Source organism: Kitasatospora sp. NPDC059146 (assembly GCF_042786665.1).
Lineage (GTDB): Bacteria > Actinomycetota > Actinomycetes > Streptomycetales > Streptomycetaceae > Kitasatospora.
This window is the reverse complement of sequence record NZ_JBHZCY010000076.1, coordinates 24,477-44,367: the sequence shown is the minus strand read 5'-3', so window position 1 is coordinate 44,367 and position 19,891 is coordinate 24,477. Positions and strand designations below refer to the sequence as shown.

Annotated in this window: 17 protein-coding genes; 3 read left to right on the top strand and 14 right to left on the bottom strand. The window is 72.6% G+C overall.

Annotated elements, in window-relative coordinates; all coding sequences use genetic code 11:
- Positions 1–140 precede the first annotated feature (140 nt).
- Positions 141–278: a hypothetical protein gene (locus tag ACFXPX_RS27985; RefSeq protein ID WP_380522814.1), complete on the bottom strand. Its 138-nt coding sequence runs from the start codon at positions 276–278 to the stop codon at positions 141–143.
- A 357-nt stretch (positions 279–635) separates the two neighbouring features.
- On the opposite strand from ACFXPX_RS27985, the gene ACFXPX_RS27980 reads away from it, so the two are divergent.
- Entirely contained in the window at positions 636–2,663 is a 2,028-nt protein-coding gene (locus ACFXPX_RS27980) for a HelD family protein (RefSeq protein WP_380643920.1), read from the top strand.
- Between the two features lie 43 nt (positions 2,664–2,706).
- Here ACFXPX_RS27980 and ACFXPX_RS27975 read toward each other — a convergent pair whose 3' ends face one another.
- The 8 genes from ACFXPX_RS27975 to ACFXPX_RS27940 all read right to left on the bottom strand — a co-directional run bounded on the left by ACFXPX_RS27975 (position 2,707) and on the right by ACFXPX_RS27940 (position 11,979).
- Positions 2,707–4,047, bottom strand: a complete 1,341-nt coding sequence (locus ACFXPX_RS27975) for an MFS transporter (RefSeq protein ID WP_380643919.1) — start codon at positions 4,045–4,047, stop codon at positions 2,707–2,709.
- The gene (locus ACFXPX_RS27970) at positions 4,044–4,655 is read right to left on the bottom strand and encodes a winged helix-turn-helix domain-containing protein (RefSeq protein ID WP_380522811.1); all 612 of its coding nucleotides are present in this window, start codon (positions 4,653–4,655) and stop codon (positions 4,044–4,046) included. The genes ACFXPX_RS27975 and ACFXPX_RS27970 overlap by 4 nt, the downstream gene beginning before the upstream one ends.
- 106 nt (positions 4,656–4,761) lie before the next feature.
- Complete coding sequence (locus ACFXPX_RS27965) at positions 4,762–5,958, bottom strand: hypothetical protein (RefSeq protein ID WP_380643918.1); 1,197 nt, start codon at positions 5,956–5,958, stop codon at positions 4,762–4,764.
- 232 nt (positions 5,959–6,190) lie between these two features.
- Positions 6,191–6,958: a 3-oxoacyl-ACP reductase gene (locus ACFXPX_RS27960; RefSeq protein ID WP_380643917.1), complete on the bottom strand. Its 768-nt coding sequence runs from the start codon at positions 6,956–6,958 to the stop codon at positions 6,191–6,193.
- Between the two features lie 5 nt (positions 6,959–6,963).
- Positions 6,964–8,337 carry an aldehyde dehydrogenase family protein gene (locus ACFXPX_RS27955; protein ID WP_375893787.1) on the bottom strand — a complete coding sequence of 458 codons (1,374 nt, stop codon included), beginning with the start codon at positions 8,335–8,337 and terminating at the stop codon, positions 6,964–6,966.
- Positions 8,334–9,107, bottom strand: coding sequence for a gamma-glutamyl-gamma-aminobutyrate hydrolase family protein (locus ACFXPX_RS27950; RefSeq protein ID WP_380593272.1), 774 nt, complete (start codon positions 9,105–9,107; stop codon positions 8,334–8,336). Before ACFXPX_RS27950 ends, ACFXPX_RS27955 begins: the two co-directional genes overlap by 4 nt.
- Positions 9,104–10,462, bottom strand: a complete 1,359-nt coding sequence (locus ACFXPX_RS27945; protein ID WP_375893782.1) for a glutamine synthetase family protein — start codon at positions 10,460–10,462, stop codon at positions 9,104–9,106. Before ACFXPX_RS27945 ends, ACFXPX_RS27950 begins: the two co-directional genes overlap by 4 nt.
- A complete protein-coding gene (locus ACFXPX_RS27940) occupies positions 10,459–11,979 on the bottom strand; it encodes an amino acid permease (RefSeq protein WP_380593286.1) in 1,521 nt (506 codons plus the stop codon). The genes ACFXPX_RS27945 and ACFXPX_RS27940 overlap by 4 nt, the downstream gene beginning before the upstream one ends.
- A gap of 399 nt (positions 11,980–12,378) precedes the next feature.
- Between ACFXPX_RS27940 and ACFXPX_RS27935 the strand changes: the two genes are divergently transcribed.
- Entirely contained in the window at positions 12,379–13,128 is a 750-nt protein-coding gene (locus tag ACFXPX_RS27935) for a FadR/GntR family transcriptional regulator (protein ID WP_375893777.1), read from the top strand.
- Between the two features lie 70 nt (positions 13,129–13,198).
- Here the strand turns inward: ACFXPX_RS27935 and ACFXPX_RS27930 are convergent, their stop codons facing one another.
- The 4 genes from ACFXPX_RS27930 to ACFXPX_RS27915 all read right to left on the bottom strand — a co-directional run bounded on the left by ACFXPX_RS27930 (position 13,199) and on the right by ACFXPX_RS27915 (position 17,042).
- A complete protein-coding gene (locus ACFXPX_RS27930) occupies positions 13,199–14,185 on the bottom strand; it encodes a hypothetical protein (protein WP_380643916.1) in 987 nt (328 codons plus the stop codon).
- A gap of 65 nt (positions 14,186–14,250) precedes the next feature.
- Entirely contained in the window at positions 14,251–15,555 is a 1,305-nt protein-coding gene (locus ACFXPX_RS27925) for a nucleotidyl transferase AbiEii/AbiGii toxin family protein (protein WP_380643915.1), read from the bottom strand.
- A complete protein-coding gene (locus tag ACFXPX_RS27920; RefSeq protein WP_380643914.1) occupies positions 15,552–16,286 on the bottom strand; it encodes a hypothetical protein in 735 nt (244 codons plus the stop codon). The genes ACFXPX_RS27925 and ACFXPX_RS27920 overlap by 4 nt, the downstream gene beginning before the upstream one ends.
- Positions 16,287–16,388: 102 nt before the next feature.
- The gene (locus ACFXPX_RS27915; protein WP_380593277.1) at positions 16,389–17,042 is read right to left on the bottom strand and encodes a restriction endonuclease; all 654 of its coding nucleotides are present in this window, start codon (positions 17,040–17,042) and stop codon (positions 16,389–16,391) included.
- 275 nt (positions 17,043–17,317) lie between these two features.
- Between ACFXPX_RS27915 and ACFXPX_RS27910 the strand changes: the two genes are divergently transcribed.
- Positions 17,318–17,986, top strand: a complete 669-nt coding sequence (locus ACFXPX_RS27910) for a hypothetical protein (protein WP_380643913.1) — start codon at positions 17,318–17,320, stop codon at positions 17,984–17,986.
- Positions 17,987–18,115: 129 nt separating this feature from the next.
- On the opposite strand, the gene ACFXPX_RS27905 is transcribed toward ACFXPX_RS27910, so the two are convergent.
- The gene (locus ACFXPX_RS27905; RefSeq protein ID WP_375893765.1) at positions 18,116–19,816 is read right to left on the bottom strand and encodes an ABC transporter family substrate-binding protein; all 1,701 of its coding nucleotides are present in this window, start codon (positions 19,814–19,816) and stop codon (positions 18,116–18,118) included.
- Positions 19,817–19,891 lie beyond the last annotated feature (75 nt).

Here is a 19,891-nt window from a genome sequence, read left to right as displayed (position 1 = left end):
GATGAACACCCTCCGCACCGAGGAACTCGAACAACGCTTCCCCGGCCTCCTGACCGCAGTCATCGCGGCCGCCGACACCGAAGCCCACGACATTCCCTGAAATCCCCTGGCCTCCGGCCCCAGCGTCTCCGAGCCGGGGGTCAGGGGCCGGGCGCGTCGCCGCCGTTGACAAGAAGGGCGTCCGCCTCGCGGACCCAGGAAACCCAGCATTCCGTGTCGATGCCGGGCAGGGCGGTGAGCTCCAGTACGCCCACCGACTTCCACCCCAACTCGGTCATGGGATTGGGGGACTGCCCACTGATGAAACGCCATGGCCCGTGCGGATCCCCGTACGGGCCCCCGTGTCCGGCGGTGGGGATGCAGAGGGCGTCCGCCTCGGCGATCGGTTTGCCCAGGAGGTCGACCAGGGTCGCGAGAATGCTCCCGAATTCCCCTTTTCCGGATACCTAATTGGCGATTGACAAAGTAATGGAATTCAGTCACAGGGACATGTCTGCACCGTACAAGTCAAGACTTACCTTCGAGGAAATCCGACCGTATGGTATGACTCGAATCGAAGGAGCCCCCTGTTGCCGAAGTTGTCGAAGACGACGAATGACCCTTCCACGCTCGCAGTTGACGCGGAGCGGGATTATGTGTCCTCCCTGTACGAGTTCCTCGCCGGGCGCCTTTCCGAGGCGCGGGCGCAGCGGGCGCGTGTGCTGAATGCCCCGGCGGACGGCGCCGGTGAGGCGTACGAGCGGGAAATCGCCGCCGAGCGGCTGGCCAAGGAGATCGGCCGGCTGGAGGGTGCCGAACGGGGGCTGGTCTTCGGGCGGATCGACTGGGCGGACGGCACGGCCCTGCGCATCGGGCGGATCGGGCTGCACACGGAGGAGGACGAGCTGCCCCTGCTCGTGGACTGGCGCGCGAACGCGGCGCGGCCCTTCTACGAGGCGACGCCGGTCCACCCGATGGGCCTGCGGCGGCGCCGGCACCTGCGTCTGGAGGAGCGCACGGTCGTCTCGGTGAACGACGAACTGCTGGACGGGAGCGCCCCGACCGACGAGGACGTCGTCGGCGACGGCCCGTTGACGGAGGCCCTGTCGGCACGGCGTACGGGCCGGATGCACGCGGCCGTCGCGACGCTGCAGGCCGAGCAGGACGAGATCGTCCGTTCCCCCCACCGAGGGGTGACCGTGGTGCAGGGCGGGCCCGGCACCGGCAAGACGGTGGTCGCCCTGCACCGGGCGGCCTACGTCCTGTACGCGTTCCCGCGGGCCGCGGAGGAGGGTGTCCTGGTGCTGGGCCCGAACGCCCGGTTCCTCGACTACATCTCCCAGGTCCTTCCCTCCCTCGGCGAGAACGACGTCGTCCTGGCGACCTGCCGGGAGCTGGCCGGGGTACCCACGGACGCGGTGGACCGGTTCGACACCGCGCGCCTCAAGGGCGGCACCGACCTCGCCGACGCCCTGGCCGGCCTGCTGCGCGCCCGCCAGGCCCCCGCCGGTGACTTCACGGTGCGGGTCGGACGGGAGGTGGTCCACCTGTCCGCCGAGGAGGTCGCCACGGCACGCGACGCCGCCGTCGCGGCCGTACCGGGGCACAACCCCGCGCGCCGGGTGTTCACGGAGCTCCTGGTCGACGCCGTCACCGACGCGATGCAACGGGACATGGGCGACCTCCTGGAGCAGATCGACGCCGATGCCGCCGCGATGACGGGCCTGGACCTCGACAAGTTCACGGGGGCGGGCCGCAACCGCGCCGAAGGTGCGGCCGACCCCGGTCCGGCCCACGAACTGGACCTGGACGCCGTCCGGGCCGATCTCCTCGACGATGCCGGTGTGGACCGGGCGGTCGAGCTGCTGTGGCCGCGGCTGGTCCCCGGTGACCTCGTGAACGCGCTCCTGACGGACGCCGACGCGCTCGCCGCACACCTGCCCCACCTCACCGCGCCGGAGCGGTCCCTGCTGCTCCGCGACCCGGACGGCCCGTGGACCGACGCCGATGGGCCGTTGCTGGACGAGGCCGCGAGCCTGGTCGACGGCCCGCCCGAGCGGACGTACGGGCACGTCGTCGTCGACGAGGCGCAGGAACTGACCGCCATGCAGTGGCGGATGATCGTCCGCCGCTGCCCGGCGCGGGCGATGACGCTGGTGGGCGACTTCGCCCAGGCGGGCCCGGTCGCGACGGCGCGCGACTGGAAGGAGGCGCTGAGCCCCCACGTCGGACCGCGGTTCAAGCTGCACGACCTGACCGTGAGTTACCGCACCACCCAGGAGATCCTGGAGAGCGTCCGGGACCTGCTGGCCCGGATCGCCCCGGACCAGCGGCCCACCCGCTCACTGCGCAGCGGTGAGCTCCCCCGCACCGTGACCGCGCCGGCGGACGAGCTGGCCACCGCCGTCGTCCAGGAGCTCCGCGCCCAGGGCGCCGCGCACCCGGGCGAGCTCCTAGGAGTGGTCTGCGCGGACGCCAGGGTGGGCGAGCTGACGGCCCGGGGCGTCGCCGACCACGCGCGGATCGTGCCGGCGTCCGAGGCGCGCGGCCTGGAGTTCGACGGGGTCGTCGTGCTGCACCCCGAGGAGATCGTCACGGCCCGCCCCGGCGGGGAGCGGGACCTGTACGTGGCCCTGACCCGGGCCACCAAGCGCCTCTGCACGGTCACCGTCGGGCCCGCCTGACGGCTCGACGCCCCCGTCGCCGCCGCGGGCTCGGCGGCCGCCCTCAGGGCGAGTCTGACATGCCCTCACCCTGGCCGGCCGGGGTGGGCAGGTCGCGGAGTCGGCGGATCGGGGAGGGCAGGAGCCAGAGGACGGAGGTGAGGGCGCCGATGGCGGCCACCCACAGGGTGGGGCGCAGGCCGATGGTGGCGGCGAGGGCGCCGCCGACGAGGGAACCGAGCGGGCGGGTACCGAAGTTGACGCAGCGGTAGGCGCCGAAGACGCGGGAGCGTAGGTTGTCCGGGATGATCGCGGCGAAGATGGAGGCCCCGGCGACGTCCAGCCACATCACTCCGAGTCCGGCGCCGAACTCGGCCGCGAAGAGAAGCGCGAGGACGACGGGGGTGGTCCCGTGCGCGGCGGGGATCAGCAGCAGGGAGGCGGGGTAGAGGGCGGTGCCGAGGATGAAGGTCGGCCCGACGCCTATGCGCCTGGTGACGGCGGTGGCGCAGAGGGCCCCCAGGAGTCCGCCGACGGCCCCGGCGCCCAGCACCGCGCCGAGCAGGCCGGGGTCGAGGCGCAGCACGGTGGTGGCGTACAGCACGAGCAGGGCGGTCAGCATGAAGGTGAAGAAGTTGGCGGTGGCGGTGGCGGCGAGCGAGGCGCGCATCATCGGCGACCCGAGCATGAACCGTGCGCCTTCGGCGAGTTGGCCGCGGGCCTTGCGTTCCGCCGGGGGTTCGGCGGGGGCGATGCGGGACAGCGCGAAGGCCGAGGCGGCGTAGGAGAGCGCGTCGGCCAGCAGGGCGAGCGGCGCGGAGAGGACCTGCACCAGCACTCCGCCGATGCTCGGCCCGGCCACCTGGGCCATGGCGCGGCTGCCGCTGACCAGCGAGTGCCCCTCGACGTACCGGTCGGGCGGGACGAGGGCGTTGAACAGCGGTGCGTCGCAGACGTCGAAGAGGACCGAGAGGGTCCCGGCCGTCAGGGCCACCGCGTACAGCTGGGCGAGGGTGAGCGCGTCGAAGGCGTAGGCCAGCGGGATGGTGGCGACGAGGGCGAACCGGCCGAGGTCGGCGGCGATCATGACCCGGCGCCGGTGGCTGCGGCGGTCGGCCCAGACGCCCGCGTGGAGCGCGAAGAGTAGGTTCGGCAGCCAGGTCGCGGCGGCGAGGTAGCCCATCTGGAGGGCGTCGGCGTGCACGGCGAGGACCGCGACGAGCGGTATCGCGAGGGAGGAGATCTGGTCGCCGAGGCCGGATATCGTCTGACCGGTCCAGTAGCGGCGGAAGGCCCGTTCCCGGAGCAGGACCGGCAACCAGCGCATCCGCGTCCCGGCGGGGGTCCGGTCGGGTGCCGCCGGTGCCCGGTCGGGGGCGGGCCGGTCGGGGGCGGGCGCGGTCACGGGGTCGGCTCCTGCTCGCTCCGGCCGTCGGCGCGGGTGGGGAAGGCCAGTTGCAGCACGGTGACCGGCCGGGAGCCCTCGGGGCGCTTGCCCGCGTCGTCGAGCCGTTCCAGGTAGGGCCGCATCAGGTCCTGGATCCGCCCGCCCAACTCCTCCAGCTCGGCTGCCGTCAGGTGCAGGAGGGTGTCGCCGAACTGCGCGGCCTGCCGCCACTCGGCCGGCTCCTGGGCCTGCCCTTGGACCCAGCGCGTGGTGAGCTCGAAGTAGCGCTCGGCGATGGCCAGTTGGAGCGCCTCCGTGGCGGCGGCCGCCGCCGGGTCCGCGATGGCGCCGGAGTCCCAGCTGGTGAACATGGCGGTAGCCTGCCACGGCTTCTCCCGCCCCCGCCCGCCCCCGGCCTCCTCCACCAGGCCGTACTTCGCCAGCTGCCGCAGGTGGAAGGAGCAGCTGGCGACGCTCTCGCCGGTGGCTTCGGCGGCCTGGGTGGCCGTCATCGGGCCGTCCCGGCGCAGCAGGCCGACCAGCACCAGCCGGGTCGGGTGGGCGTAGGCGCGCAGGGCGCGGGGGTCGGTGAGGCGGATGGAACGCGGTGAGTTCTCCTCGGGCATGCATGTAAAGCTATCTTTAGAAAGAACTCTTTACAAGGGTCGGGGCCGGAGGCTGCACGCCCCCGGCCCCAGGCCCTGACCCTCGTCCCCGCCCCCCCGGCGGCGGCTACGGCCGCCAGATCACCGCCACCCGCGTCGAACCGGTCGACGCCGAGGAGCCGATCCGGACCCCGACCGCCAGGCCGGCGTTGTTGACGGCCACGGGGTAGGAGTAGCCCTCCGGTGCCACGTCCAGTTCCGTCAGGGCCCCGTCGGCGCCCCAGCGGAGGGCGTGGCGCTCCTGCGCCTGCGGCACCTTCGTCCCGGTGTACCCGACGGAGACGCCGGCGTCGTTGACGGCGACGGCCGTCGTGTACTCGTAGTCGGCGCCGATCGTCGTGGCGGTGCCGGCCGGGCTCCAGCTCGTGGCGGTGTAGTCGATGCCGTCCGCCCCGCCCTGCTTGCCGACGACCGTGCCGCCGGCGTTGAGGGCCGTCGCCGTGGAGTGCCGGCCCAGGTCCGTGACGGTGCCGTCGGCGTTCCAGGTCATGGAGCGCCACTGGTCGTTCGCGGCGCCGGTCGGCGTGCCCTTCCCGAGCACGGTGCCGGCGTCGTTGATCTGGACGACCCAGACGCCGCGGTAGGCCGAGGCCGGGTCGAGCGCGGTGGGGGTGCCGTCCGGGCTCCACTTCACGGGGTGGGCGACGCCGGAGGCCGAGTAGGACAGGCCGGCCACCGCGCCCGAGGCGTTGACCGAGACGGCGGTGCTGTTGACGTCCCCGCTCAGCGGGGCGAGCGGGACGGCCCGGCCGTCCGGGCCCCACTTCACCGCGTGGGAGGCCGTCCCGGCCGCGGAGTGCCCGACCGCCGTACCGGTGCGGCTCATCGCGTAGATGTAGCCCCAGCCGCCGGTGTCCGCGGGCAGCAGCGGCAGTACGGAGACCGTGCCGTCGGGGGCCCAGCGCACCGTGTGGTTCCCCGAGTAGCCGACGGCGGCACCGTCGGCGGCGACGGCCACGGCGCGGCCGCTCGGGTCCCCGGGCAGCAGGGGGAGTGTCGTGGCGCTGAGGTCCGCGTTCCAGCGGACCGGACGGTCCTGGTTCTGCGGATCGGTGACGTAGCCGACGATCACCCCGTCGTCGTTGACCGCTGCGGGATCGCTCCCGACGGCGCCGGGCGGCAGGGGCAGGTCGACGGCCACGCCGGCCGCCGGATCGGTGTCGGCCGTCGCGCTGCCGGCCGTACCCAGCGCGAGGGCGCCGACGGCGGCCAGGGCGACGGTGGTGGCGGCTGCGGACCGCAGGGCTCGGGTGCCGATGCTCATGACGTGCGTTCCTCGTCTCGTGGACTTCCGCGGAATGGCACTGTGCTGATGCTGTGTCATGTTTCGCATGGAGAGTTCCCGTGCGCCACACCGTTCGGCGCACGGGAACTTCACCCAGTCTTCACGATTCGCGGCACGGGCGCAGCGGAATCCGGAGTCAGGCACCCGGAGCCGGGATCCGGGATCCCGGGGTCCGACCCCCGGGGTCCGGAGTCCCGAGGGCGGCGCCCCGCTAGTGCGGGGTCACGTACGCGCCGGAGATGCCGCCGTCGACGAGGAAGGTGTTGGCGGTCATGAACGAGGAGTCGTCGGAGGCGAGGAAGGCCACCGCGGCGGCGATCTCCTCGGGCTCGGCGAAGCGGCCCAGCGGGATGTGCACCAGGCGGCGGGCGGCGCGCTCCGGGTCCTTGGCGAAGAGCTCCTGGAGCAGCGGGGTGTTCACCGGGCCCGGGCACAGGGCGTTGACCCGGACGCCCTCGCGGGCGAACTGCACGCCCAGCTCGCGCGACATGGCCAGCACGCCGCCCTTGGAGGCGCTGTAGGAGATCTGCGAGGTGGCCGCGCCCATCACGGCGACGAACGACGCCGTGTTGATGATCGAGCCCTTGCCCTGGCGCTGCATGTGCGGGATCGCGTACTTGCAGCACAGGTAGACGCTGGTGAGGTTGACCTCCTGGACGCGCTTCCAGGCCTCCAGGCCGGTGGTGAGGATGGAGTCGTCGTCCGGCGGGGAGATGCCCGCGTTGTTGAAGGTGATGTCGAGGCGGCCGTACTCGTCGACGGTCCGCTGGAAGAGGTCGCGGACTGCGGCCTCGTCGGTGACGTCGGCCTGGATGAACAGGCCGCCGACCTCGTTCGCGGCCTTGGCGCCGGTCTCGGCGTCGAGGTCGACGCAGACCACCTTCGCGCCCTCGGCGGCGAAGCGGCGGGCGGTCGCCAGGCCGATGCCGCTGCCGGCGCCGGTGATCACGGCCACGCGGCCGTCGAGTCGCTGGGTCATGGTGATCATTCCTCCGTGGAGATGAAGACGTTCTTGGTCTGGGTGAAGGCGTCGAGGGCGTCCGGGCCGAGCTCGCGGCCGAGGCCGGACTGCTTGAAGCCGCCGAACGGCGTGGTGTAGCGCACCGAGGAGTGCGAGTTGACGGAGAGGTTGCCGGCCTCGACGCCGCGCGAGACGCGAAGCGCGCGGCCGAGGTCCCTGGTCCAGATGGAGCCGGACAGGCCGTACTCGGTGGCGTTGGCGATCCGCAGTGCGTCCTCCTCGTCGCGGAACGGGACGACGGCGACGACCGGGCCGAAGATCTCCTCGGTGAAGGCGCGGTCGTCGTGCCGCACGGGCGCGAGGACGGTCGGCGGGTACCAGAAGCCGGGCCCGTCGGGGGCGTTGCCCCGGATGGCGACGGCCGAGGCGTCCGGGACGTACGAGGCGACCCGCTCGCGGTGGGCGGCCGAGATCAGCGGGCCCATCTCGGTCTTCTCGTCGGCCGGGTCGCCGACCCGCACGCCGCGCACGGCCGGCTCCAGGAGTGCCATGAAGTCGTCGAAGGCGGAGGCCTCGACCAGGATCCGGGAGCGGGCGCAGCAGTCCTGGCCGGCGTTGTCGAAGACGGCGTAGGGCGCGGTCGCGGCGGCCTTGGCGAGGTCGGCGTCGGCGAAGACGATGTTGGCGCTCTTGCCGCCGAGTTCGAGGGTGACGGGCTTCACCTGGGCGGCGCAGCCCGCCATGATCCCCTTGCCGACCCCGGTCGAGCCGGTGAAGACGACCTTGCGCACGTCGGGGTGGGTGACGAAGCGCCCGCCGACGACCGGTCCGCGGCCGGGCAGGACCTGGAGCACGCCCTCGGGGATGCCGGCCGCCAGGGCGAGTTCGGCCAGGCGCAGCGCGGTGAGCGGGGTGAGCTCGGCCGGTTTGACGATGACGGTGTTGCCGGCGGCGAGCGCCGGGGCGAGGGCCCAGGCGGCGATCGGCATCGGGAAGTTCCAGGGCACGATGACCCCGACGACGCCGATCGGTTCCTGGAAGGTGACGTCGATGCCGCCGGCGACGGGGATCTGCCGGCCGAACAGCCGCTCGGGGGCGGCGGCGTAGTACTCGATGACGTCCCGCGCATTGCCCGCCTCCCAGCGGGCGTTGCCGATGGTGTGGCCGGCGTTGGCGACCTCCAGGGCGGCGAGGTGCTCGCGGTCGGCGTCGACGGCGGCGGCGAAGGCGCGCAGCAGCCGGGCGCGGTCGGCGGGGGCCACCCGGCGCCAGGTGTCGAAGGCGGCGCGGGCGCGGGCGACGGCGGCGTCGGTCTCGGCGAGGCCGGCCAGTTCGACGGTGGTGATCACCTCCTCGGTGGCGGGGTTGACGACCTCGAAGAGGTCCGGTTCGGTCATCGGGGGCTCTCCCTCTGGCTGGTGCCTCGGCCGGCGGGCGGGCCGCCGGTCCGGCCGGTGGTCCGGCCGGCTGTCCGGGCGGCGTTGATGAAGGTGTGGAACAGGCGCAGGTCGTCGGGGTCGGTCTCCGGGTGCCACTGGACGCCCAGGGCGAAGCGGTGACCGGGCAGTTCGAGCGCCTCGACCGTTCCATCGGCACTGTGCGCGGTGACCTGGAGTCCGCTGCCGATCCGGTCGACGGCCTGGTGGTGGTAGCAGGAGACCTCGGTGGCGGGCCCCAGCACGGCGGCGAGCCGACTGCCGTCGACGACGTCCACCCGGTGGCGGACGAAGCGGGCGGGGACGCGCTGGTGGCTGTCGTCGGGCAGGTGCTGGACGAGGGTGCCGCCGAGTTCGACGTTGAGCAGCTGCATGCCGCGGCAGACCCCGAGCACCGGCAGGTCCCGGGCGAGGGCGGCCCGCAGCAGCCGGCTCTCCCAGTCGTCGCGGGCGTGGTGGGGCGCGCCGGTGCGCGGATCGGGGGCCGCCGCGTAGCGGGCCGGGTCGACGTCCGGTCCGCCGGCGAGGACGAGTCCGTCGAGGGCGTCGAGCAGGTGGCCGGCCCCGCCGGGCTGGGGCGGCAGCAGCACCGGGATCCCGCCCGCGCGGACGACGCTGTCGACGTACGTCTGGGGCACGAGCGAGGCGCGCTGGTTCCAGACCGACCAGGCGGCGGCGTCCTGGTAGCTGCTGATGCCGATGAGGGGCGGTCGGCGGTCCTCGTGGGTCACAGCCGCTCGAATCCGCGGCGCCGCTCCCAGTCGGTCACCGCCCTTTGGTAGGAGGCGAGTTCGGTGCGCCCGGCGTGGGTGTAGTGCCGGACGACGTCCTTGCCGAAGGCCTCGGTGGCGACGGCGCTGCGCTCGAAGGCGTCGACCGCGTCGCGCAGGGTGGCGGGCACCCGGGGTGCGTCGGAGGCGTAGGCGTTGCCGGTGAACTCCGGCTGTAGTTCGAGCTGTTGCTCGACGCCGTGCAGTCCGGCGGCGATCAGGGCGGCGACCGCGAGGTAGGGGTTGACGTCCCCGCCGGGGACGCGGTTCTCGAAGCGCAGCGACTGCCCGTGCCCGACGACGCGCAGGGCGCAGGTGCGGTTGTCGCGGCCCCAGGCGATGGCGGTGGGCGCGAAGCTGCCGGGGACGTAGCGCTTGTAGGAGTTGACGGTGGGGGCGAACAGCAGGGCGAAGTCGGCGAGACAGGCGAGCTGGCCGGCGAGGAAGTGCTCCATGGTGCGGGAGAAGCCGTACGGGCGGTCGCCGGCGAACACCGGGGCGCCCTGCTCGTCGCGCAGGCTCAGGTGGATGTGGCAGGAGTTGCCCTCGCGTTCGTCGTACTTCGCCATGAACGTGAGGCTGCAGCCCTCCTGGGCGGCGATCTCCTTGGCGCCGGTCTTGTAGACGGCGTGGTTGTCGCAGGTGGTGAGGGCGTCGGCGTACTTGAAGGCGATCTCGTGCTGGCCGAGGTTGCACTCGCCCTTGGCGGACTCGACGGTGAGGCCGGCGCCGGCCATGCCGTTGCGCAGGCGGCGCAGGAGCGGCTCGATGCGCCCGGTGCCGAGGATGGAGTAGTCGACGTTGTACTGGTTGGCCGGGGTGAGCCGGGTGTAGTCCTTGTCCCAGGCCTGTTCGTAGCTGTCCCGGAAGACGATGAACTCCAGCTCGGTGGCGGCCTGGGCCTGCCAGCCGTAGCCGGCCAGGCGGTCGAGCTGGCGCTGGAGGACCTGGCGCGGGGAGACGGCGACCGGGGTGCCGTCGTGCTGGACGACGTCGCACTGGACCATGACGGTGGCCGGGTGCCAGGGGACGGACCGCAGGGTGGCGAGGTCGGGGCGCAGCGTCAGGTCGCCGTAGCCGTTCTCCCAGGAGGAGACCTCGTAGCCGTCGACGGTGTTCATGTCGACGTCGACGGCCAGCAGGTAGCCGCAGCCCTCCGCGGCGCCGGTCACGACGTCGTCGAGGAAGTACTGGGCGGCGACGCGCTTGCCCTGGAGGCGGCCCTGCATGTCGGTCATGGCGAGCACGACGGTGTCGACGGACCCGTCGGCGACGAGGGTGCGCAGCTCGTCGAGGGTGAGCCGGGGGGTGGTCATCGGGTCTCCTGTTCGGTGTCCCGGGTGCCGGGGGCGGACGGGGTGCCGTGGACGTGCGGTGTGTCGAGGACGTGCGGTGTGTCGAGGCCCGACAGCGGGGACATCGCGGACGGCGCAGCGCCGACGTGCGGCCCGGTGAACCAGTTCCGGGCGGAGGCGAGCCACCAGACGCCCGCGAAGCCGACCACGACGGCCACGGCGACCGGGGTGTAGTTGAAGCTGTCGACGGTGATCGGGCTGGCGGTGGGCAGCATGAACAGGACGGTGATCACCGCCGTCCAGACGACGGCGACGACGCCGATCGGCCGGCTCCAGCGGCCCAGGTGCCAGGGGCCGCGCGGGAAGTCCTCGCCCTGGCGCAGCCGCAGGTACACCGGGATGACGTAGGAGATGTAGAGGCCGATCACGGAGATCGAGGTCACGGCCGTGTAGGCGGTGTTGTTCCAGAGCGCGGGCAGTCCGAGCAGCAGGGCGCCGCCGGTGGCCAGCCAGACCGCGTTGGTCGGGGTCTGGGTGCGCGGGGAGATGCGGTGCCAGAGCCGGGAGCCGGGCAGCGCGCCGTCGCGGGAGAAGGCGTAGATCATGCGGGAGTTGGCGGTGACGGAGGCCATGCCGCAGAAGAACTGGGCGCCGATGACGATGAGCAGCAGGAACTGGGCGCCGCCGGAGCCGATCGCGTCGATGAAGATCTGCGCGGGCGGGACCTGGGTGTCGCTGTTGAGCGCGCCGTCGTAGTCGCGGATCGCGAAGGTGATGCCGAGCAGCAGGATCCAGCCCGCCACCAGGGAGACGGTGATCGCGTTGACGATGCCGCGCGGGCCGGAGCGGGCCGCGTCCTGGGTCTCCTCGGTCATGTGCGCGGAGGCGTCGTAGCCGGTGAGGGTGTACTGGGCCATCAGCAGGCCGAGCATCGCGACGTAGAACTGGCTGTGGAAGCCGGTCCGGTTGACGAACTCGGTGAGCACGAAGGAGGCGGAGGCGTGCCGCTCGGGGAGCAGCGCGAGCGCGCCGACGATGATCGCGACGCCGACCAGGTGCCACCACACGGAGACGCTGTTGAGGACGGCGACCAGGCGCACCCCGAAGGTGTTGAGCAGGCCGTGCGCCAGCAGGATGACCGCGAAGATCTCCATGGTGTGCGCGGGGGTGGCCGCGACGCCGAAGCGCAGTTCGAGGAACGCGTTGGTGAAGAAGGCGGCGCCGTAGTCGACGCTGGCGGTCACCGCGACCTGGCCGAGGAAGTTGAACCAGCCGGTGAACCAGCTCCAGGCCGGGCCGCTGCCACGGCTGCGGGTCAGCTTCGCGGACCAGTAGTAGAGCCCGCCGGCCGTCGGGTAGCTGGAGCAGATCTCGGCCATCGCGAGGCCGACGCAGAGCGTCAGCAGGCCGACCACCGGCCAGCCCCAGATGATCAGGGCCGGGCCGCCGGTCTTCATGCCCGTCCCGTAGAGGGTCAGGCAGCCGGACAGCACCGAGACGATGGAGAAGGAGACGGCGAAGTTGGAGAAGCCCGACATCGAGCGGGCCAGCTCCTGGGTGTAGCCCAGCTCGCGGAGGCGTTGTTCGTCGGCGGAGACCGGGGATCCCTCGGCGGGAACGGGGGATTCCTCGGCGGGCGCGAGGGATCCGTCAGCGGAAACGGGGGAGGAATCCACCGGAAACACGGCGGGGCCAGGGTGGTCGGGTGAGCGTGCGTCGGTCATGGGCACCCCTGGGGGTTGAGGGTGTGCCGGGGTGCGCGCGACCACGGCGGCGTGGCGCACCCGCCCAGGCGGGTTCGACGGTCGGACGGCTCTTCAATGGTCTAAAGTCAGACCATTGGGTGGGTGAGCAGCATCGTTCCGGCTGGACGGTGGCCACGTCAAGGGCGGGACGGGAACGAGTGCGGGAGATCCGATCGCAGGTACGATTCCGGCGTGGACGTGGACGTAACACGTGAGCAGGCACGGCTCGACTGGGAGGCCGGGGCGATCTTCCGCCCGATCCGGACCGGCAACGCCTTCGAGGAGACCGTCGAACGGCTGCTCCAGGCGATCAAGCTCGGCGTCTTCCGCCCCGGCGACCGACTGCCCGCCGAACGCGACCTCGCCGCCCGGCTCGGCGTCAGCCGCGAGACCCTGCGCGAGGCACTCCGCACGCTCCAGCAGGCCGACTGCGTCGAACCCCGCCGCGGCCGCTACGGCGGCACCTTCGTCACCTACCGGATGCCCGAACCGGACGTCGCCGACCTGCGTCGCGCCGCCCGCGACCTCGGCGGCGCCCTGGAGGACGCCCTGACCTACCGGCAGGTCCTGGAGGTCGGCGCCGCCGAGGCCGCCGCCCGGCGCCCCCTCTCCCCCGAACAGCGCGCCCACCTGGAGGACCGGCTCACCGAGCTGGACGCGGCCCCCGCCGAGCAGTACCGCCAGCTGGACTCCCGCTTCCACCTCGCCATCGGCGAGCTCACCGGCTCCCCCGCCCTCGCCGCGGCCATCGCCGAGGCCAGGATGCGCCTCAACGACCTGCTCAACGCGATCCCCATGCTGGACCGCAACATCGAGCACGCCGCCGAACAGCACCGGGCCATGGTCCACGCCATCCTCACCGGCGACGGCGCCGCCGCCCGCCGCGCCACCGAGGAACACCTCGCCGCAACGGCCTCCCTCCTCCGCGCCTTCCTGGCCTGACACCGCCCCCGGGCCGATCGGCCGTCCGGACCGGTCGGCCGTCGTGGATCAGGCTCCCAGGCGTGCCCGACTACCCGTCCGCCCCGGGCCCGGGCCCGGGCCCGGGCTCAGGGGTGCCCGGGAGACCGGGCAGGACACGCCCCAGCCCCTGCCTCTCCCCCGCCGGTCGGAGCGGCTGCGGCTCACCTCCGCGGCCCGCCGTCGACTCCGGGCCGCTGGTCGGCAGGGGCCCGAGGTCTCCGTGGACGACGGTCTCCGTGATCAGGGGGCGGTCCCAGAGGGCCAGGATCTCGTTCGCCAGGGCGATGGTCCGGCGCGGATCGCGGTCCCCGTTCACCGTGATGGCAGCCGCCGACAGGCTCTGCGGGACGGCCCCCGCGTCGAGGAGCACGCGCCAGTCCTCCGGGGTGAGTGCCACGAACTCGAGCCCGCTCAACCGGCCGACCTCCCGGGGGTCGGCGAGGGTCCCCCGGGAAGCGCTGAGGGTGCGCAGACGGGGCAGGGCGAGGACGGGGGCGCGCGCCACCCCCAGACGGGCCTCCGCGGCGGCGATCTCCTCCTCGGTCGCACCGATCGCCCCGGGTATCCGCTCGCGCAGCGTCCGCTCCAGCGCCTCCGGATCCACGGACGGAGCCGACCGCACCCCGGGCACCGGCTCGGGCCGGCGCCGCCACGGCTCCGGCACGGCACCCTCCACCCGCACCAGAACCCTCGGATGGGCGTTGCCCGGACCTGAACCGGCCGCAGGCCCCAGATCGAACAGGCGCAGCACCGCCCTCCCCTCCGGTGCGATCTCCACCGTAAAGGCGACGCCACCCGAACCCGTGTCAGGGACCACGGCCCGCACTCGCCGGATCGCGTCATGCTGCGCCTGGTAGCCCGACAGCAGGCTGGCACGCCCGGGCTCCGGACTCCGCCACTTCAACGGCACGGTGGACGAACCGCGACCGATCACCCCCGCCACGTACCCGCCCGGTGCGGCGAGCTTCTCCGCGTGGGCGGACCGGAGGAGCCGCAGCAGCGGCTCCCAGGTGGCGAAGTCGTTCAACGCGGACAACGGGGACCTCCTGATCCGGTGATCATGACGACCGCGATGATGACCGCCGGCACCGACAGACGGCCTCAGCCGGCGGCGCTCGCCCGGCTCTCGCGCGCGAGCTCGACCGCGTAGCGCGAGGCGGCCTCCGCGAGGAGGTGGGTCATCCGGCGCGGCGGGACTCCGACGTGGTCGGCGACGGCGCGGTCGGCAGCGGTGAGGTCGCCGCCGAGGAGTTCGCAGGTGATCACCAGGGTGTTGTCCGGGAGCATGTGGAGGCGGGCCATCCGTTGCTGGACCTCCTCCATGCCCTCGCTCGCCAGCACGTCCCGCAGTTCCTCGATCAGCGGAGCCAGCCACCGGGCGCGCAGGGCGTACTCGCCGCGGTCGGCGAAGGTCGGGTGGAGCGCGGCGAGCAGGTCGGCCGGGTACTCCTCGACGGGCTCGGCGAACTGCGGGTGGTCCTTGGCGAATTCCTCCCAGTCGACCTCCAGTCCGCTGATCTGCTCCGGGAGGACCGGCCGGCGCGACCAGGACTCGTCGGACTGGGTGAAGACCTGCCGCAGCAGCGCGTAAGGAACCTCGGCGGTGCGGGAGAGCAGGACCGCGTCGTAGAGGTCCTTGCCCTGGGGGTGGTTGTCGGACACCAGCCACAGGAGCTTCCACGCGAGGGAGAGCTCCGGCGTCGCGCCGAGCAGCGGTCCGGTGACGCCCGGGAGCCGGTAGGACTGCGGTGCGACGGGCAGGTGCTCGGTGAAGACGAAGTCGAGTTGGACGCTCCCGCCCGGGACGCCCGGCGCCGACCACGGCAGCACGAGCCTGCGCCCGGGGATCCTGCTGTACGTCCAGATCTCGTCGCTGAGCGCCTGGTCCGCGTGCAGCCGCACCTCGCCCGAGAGGCGTTCGGCGGCGGTGGCGAGTTCGCCGAGCATGCGCTCCGTGCGCTCGTCCTCCAGTTGCCAGTCCACCGGGCGGACCACGAAGTCCAGGTCACCGGGCTCACGGGCCTGTTCGCCGTACCAGGCCCGCAGCAGGACGCTTCCGCGCAGCACCAGGTGTTCGGCCCACGGCGAGCCGGCGACGGCGGACAGCACGGTGTCGAGCGCCTCGCGCCGCGCGGTGAGCCAGCGTTCGGCGAGCCCGGGGTCGGCGAACGCGGGCTCGCTGGGCCGGAGGGCGCGGGCGTACCCGGCGAGGGCGGGGTCGAAGACCGGCTGCTGGGTCACCGTCTCGTCGTCGATCGGGCGAAGGCTCCTGGGCAGCTCCCGATCCACCCGGACGTCCTCCGACGGCGGCTGCTTGGGCAGCAGGACCCCCCGCCAGGGGCCGTACCGCAGGTCCTCCCATGCCACGGGCGCATCGGGTCGGGGCTGGGACTGGTCCTCGGTCATGTCGACTCTCCTGCTCCGTACGGCCGGGCGCTGTGCCCGGGCTCGGTGATCCATCCCGCGTCCAGGGTCTCGTCACTGTCGACGACGACGAACTCGCGCTCCACCGAGGCCACTTCGCGACCGTCGGCGGCGAGGTCCCGCAGCAGCGCGTCCAACCGGCGGCCCGCGGTGTCCAGGCCGACCAGGCGGCACCGCTGGGTCACGAACCACTCGCGCCGGCCGTCCTCGCGCGTCCGTCGCGGGTTGCGCGACAGGTGCGCGCCGTGCCGGACGGCCAGTGCGGTGAGCTCGGCGAAGCGGGCGGAGTCGGCCGCCGGGATCCCAGCCGGCAGCAACAGCTTGACGTGGTGCTCGAAGTAGCGCCCGGCCCCGTGCGAGGCGGCGTCCTCGTCCGAGGCCGGGACACCCTCCGCCCACGGCGTGGCCTCGATCTTCGCCCGCAGAACGGTGAATCCGGCCCGCTCGGCCCGGCCCCGGACCCGGGCGGTCAGGACGGCGACCTCCTCCAGCGTGCCGTCGGCGCGCAGGGTGAGCATCGGCTGCGAGGGCGACGTACCGCGCTCCAGCAGGATGTGGGTGAACTTCAGTCCGTGACCGTCGGCCCACGCGGCCAGTGCGTCGGCCGCGCCGGGCCCGACGGTCAGGTGCACCTCGAAGCCTCCCCGGACGGTGGGGGGAGCGGGCCGCGCGGGCCGGTCGTCAAGGTGCTGGTCAGGGTGGATGGCGAGCATGGGGATCATCCTGCCAAGCGCCTCTGACAACGGCCCGCGCTGGTCACGGGCGGTGAGTCCGGGGACGGCCTCCGTGGCCGTCGTCGGCGTCGACCGGGCGGGTCAGGCCCAGGGTGGGACGCCCGTGCCCTCCGCCCAGCGGGCGAGGGAGCGGCGGTCGACGGCGCGGATGCCGACCTGTGCGCAGAATGCGGCGGCGGCCTTGGTGAACGAGCTGGTCGTCACCACGGCGGCCAGGTCGCAGCGGTGCACGTCGCGGTAGGTGCCGTTGACGCGCTGGACGTCCTGGGAGCCGACGAACGTCCGCGGTCCGTAGCGCTTGGCCTGGATCAGGATCCGCTGTCCGGTGGGGGTGGTGGCCAGCACGTCCGCCGCGAGGTCCCCGGCTCCGCCGACCACCGAGACCTTGGTGCAGCCGTCCCGCCGGCACAGGTCGGCCAGCGCGTGCTCGAACGCCTTCGGGCTCATCGCCAGGAACGGCCCGATGTGCCGCAGTTGGGCCGCCCGCGTGTCCAGCTCGCGCTGCCGCGCCCGGACGCGCGTACGCAGCACGGCGACGCCCGCCCCCGCGCCCGCGAGGAGGAGCAGGGCCACCAGCAGCAGGTGCTGGGCCAGCCAGCGCACCGCCACCGAGAGCAGCACGAGGACGATCACGGCCGCCACGCCCAGCAGCACCGCGTTGTCCCGCGCCTGCCGCAGCCGACGCGCCCGGCGCGCAGCGGTCGACCGGCGTCGCCGGACAGGTCCACGGGCCACGGCATCCCCCTTCGCGCCACAGTGTTCGTGCGAGCGTAGGGTCCACCGGCACCCGGCCGCCTGCGATCTCGGTGAATTCCGCCGAGCGCGGTACCGAGTTGACCGGATCCGGGCGGCCGGCGACCGGAGAGCTGCGCGTTCCGGGCCAGGTGGCAGAGCGGCAACGGCAGCGACAGCGGGTAGTCACGGATCGGCAACTGCCGGCTTCCGGACGCGCCCGGAGGGCTATGCTCCGCGTTGCTGACGGTGCATCACAATGCCCGAGGGGGCCGCAAATGACGTCGGACCAGGACTCACCAACCGGCCCCGGGGGGCCGACCCGCTTCGTCACCTTCTTCACCACACTGCCGGGGATCATCACCGCGGCCGCGGCTCTGGTGACGGCGATCGGCGGGGCCTTCTACGGTGGCACCCAAGCCGCCACGCCGAGCCCGACGGTGACGGTGACGCAGACCGAGTGGAGGTCGCCCTCTCCCGCTCCCCCGACGGCCCCGGTGCCTCCGGTGCCCTCGGTCTCCGACACCGCCACCGTGTCACCCGTGTCACCCGGGCCGACCGGCGCCGCCGGGACACTGCGCGGGTCGTACAGCTTCCAACTCCCCGCGCTCTACTACGCACCGCTGGGGCCCCAGAAGCCCACGCAGCCCGACATCGTCGGCGCCACCAACTCCAGCGGGGACATCTCGTGGAAGGCGGACCAGGGAGGGCAGCAGATCGAAGCCGGCACGTCGGAGAGGATGCTCGCCCTGCCGAACGGGAGCACGCCGACCTACCAGGCCTGCTCCACGGGGACCCAGTTCATCACCGGTGCGCCCAGCACGCCCGGGTCCGTCTTCTGCATCCTCGAACGGCCGGGACTGATCGCGGGCGTCCAGGTGACGTCCGTCAACGAGAACTCGCCGACCTACGTCACCCTCCAGGTGAGCGTGTGGCAGGGGCCCTGATCCGGCGCGTCGTGTCCGCGTCGGAGCCCCGGCGCCGGGGCCGGCGCGTCCACCACTTCGGGACCGCCGACCAGTAGCCGTGGCGGTAGCGGTAGCGGTAGCGGTGGACGCGCAGGCGGGTGGGGGTTGCTACTTCTGCCAGCCGATGGTCTCGGGCAGCGGGCTGTAGAAGATGGTGGCGCCGACGTTGGCGAGGCCCTTCTTGATGCCGTAGGTGGAGGGGCCGCTGTAGAGCGGCAGGAAGGCGTACTGCTGGAGGGCCTTCTGCTCGACCTTGTTGACGGCCTCGATCTGCTGCCCGAGGTCGGCGATCTGGCCGGTGGCGCGGATCTCCTGGTCCAGCTCGGGGGTGCCGGCGCCGGTGATGTTGGAGTCGCGGTCCGAGCAGTAGAAGTCGCACAGGTTACGGGCGCCGAAGGGGTCGGTCGAGCGGTTGCCGGAGATGAACAGGTCGAAGCGGCGCTCGCTGAGCACCTTGGAGAAGTCGTTCGAGGAGACCTTGTTGATGTCCAGCTTCACGCCGACGCCCTTGAGCATCGCGGTGAGCGCGGAGGCGGTGGCCTTCTCGATCGGGTCGTCGCCGAGCAGGGTGTAGCCGAGTGCGAGCTGCTTGCCGTCCTTGGTGCGGATGCCGTCCGGACCGGGCGTCCAGCCGGCCGCGTCCAGGGTCTTCCGGGCCTCGTCCGGGGCGTACTTCAACACGGCGGCGACGTTGTCCTGGTAGCCCTGCTGGAAGCTGTAGAGCACGGCGGAGCCGGGCAGCGGCTCGGTGTAGTCCAGGCCCTGGAACTGGATCTTCGCTATCTGCGGGCGGTCGATGCTCTCCTGCACCGCCTTGCGGACCTGGAGGTCACCGAGGAGCGGGGACTTGGTGTTGAGGTACAGCGAGTACTCGAAGGGGCTGCCGCCGCTGCGGATCTCGGCGTCCTTGACGGCCTTCACCTGCTTGAGGTTCTCCGCGTCCACGGCGGAGGTGTAGTCGAGTTCGCCGTTCTTGAAGGCGTTGATCGAGGCGCCGCTCTCCAGGTTGACGTAGACCCGCTTGTCCAGCTTGCCCTTCCTGCCCCACCAGTTGGGGTTGCGCACGAAGGTGATGTTGCCGGAGTGAGCGTCCCAGGTGCCGACGGTGTACGGTCCGGTGCCCCACTCGGGGTGGGCCGTCTTGACGTACGCCTTGTTGAAGTTGTCGACGGTGGCGGCCTCGGGGTGCAGGAAGGTGGTGAACAGCGCCGACCAGGAGGGGTTGACGCCCTTGAAGGCGATGACCGCCTGCTTGTCGTCCGCGCCCCGGGTGACGGAGGTGATGCGGTCGTAGCCGTCGGTGGAGTTGGCCGCGTAGTCCTTGTTCGAGCCGTTGTTGGCCTTCCAGGTGGCCTCGATGGCCCGCCAGTCGATGGGGGTCCCGTCGTTGAACACGGCCTTGGGGTTGAGGGTGATGACGACCTTCTGGTCGCCGCCCTCGACGGAGACCTTCACGTCGCTGTAGTAGTCCGGGTTGTACTGGACCTCGCCGGTGGGCGAGTAGGTGATGGCGTCGGCGTTGTACCAGGACCAGATCCGCACGGAGTTCAGGGTCCCGTTGACGTTGAAGGGGTTGCCCTGCTCGTCGAAGGTGCCCGCGGTGGTGTAGGTGCCGCCGTCCTTGACGTTGTCGTACGGCTGCGGGTTGTAGTCGGTGACCGAGGACGCGACCTTGGCGGCGTTCTTGGCGTTCTGCCCGGCGCCTCCGGCGGAGGAGGAACCACCGGAGGAGGACGAGGAGGAGCACGCGGTGGCCGCGACCGTGACGGCCGCGACGAGCGCGAGGGGCAGAGCGAGCTTCCGACGCATGGGATGTCCTTGTGGGAATCGGTGGGATCGGTGGGATCGGTGAACAGGGGAAGGGGCGGGTGCTGCCGGTGCGGG

Bases quoted from the DNA above. Each gene is read 5' to 3' on its own strand.
- ACFXPX_RS27985 (WP_380522814.1), bottom strand. From the start codon at position 278: ATGACCGAGTTGGGGTGGAAGTCGGTGGGCGTACTGGAGCTCACCGCC.
- ACFXPX_RS27970 (WP_380522811.1), bottom strand. From the start codon at position 4,655: ATGCCCGAGGAGAACTCACCGCGTTCCATCCGCCTCACCGACCCCCGC.
- ACFXPX_RS27965 (WP_380643918.1), bottom strand. From the start codon at position 5,958: ATGAGCATCGGCACCCGAGCCCTGCGGTCCGCAGCCGCCACCACCGTC.
- ACFXPX_RS27960 (WP_380643917.1), bottom strand. From the start codon at position 6,958: ATGACCCAGCGACTCGACGGCCGCGTGGCCGTGATCACCGGCGCCGGC.
- ACFXPX_RS27955 (WP_375893787.1), bottom strand. From the start codon at position 8,337: ATGACCGAACCGGACCTCTTCGAGGTCGTCAACCCCGCCACCGAGGAG.
- ACFXPX_RS27945 (WP_375893782.1), bottom strand. From the start codon at position 10,462: ATGACCACCCCCCGGCTCACCCTCGACGAGCTGCGCACCCTCGTCGCC.
- ACFXPX_RS27940 (WP_380593286.1), bottom strand. From the start codon at position 11,979: ATGTCGGGCTTCTCCAACTTCGCCGTCTCCTTCTCCATCGTCTCGGTG.
- ACFXPX_RS27925 (WP_380643915.1), bottom strand. From the start codon at position 15,555: ATGACCGAGGACCAGTCCCAGCCCCGACCCGATGCGCCCGTGGCATGG.
- ACFXPX_RS27920 (WP_380643914.1), bottom strand. From the start codon at position 16,286: ATGCTCGCCATCCACCCTGACCAGCACCTTGACGACCGGCCCGCGCGG.
- ACFXPX_RS27910 (WP_380643913.1), top strand. From the start codon at position 17,318: ATGACGTCGGACCAGGACTCACCAACCGGCCCCGGGGGGCCGACCCGC.
- ACFXPX_RS27905 (WP_375893765.1), bottom strand. From the start codon at position 19,816: ATGCGTCGGAAGCTCGCTCTGCCCCTCGCGCTCGTCGCGGCCGTCACG.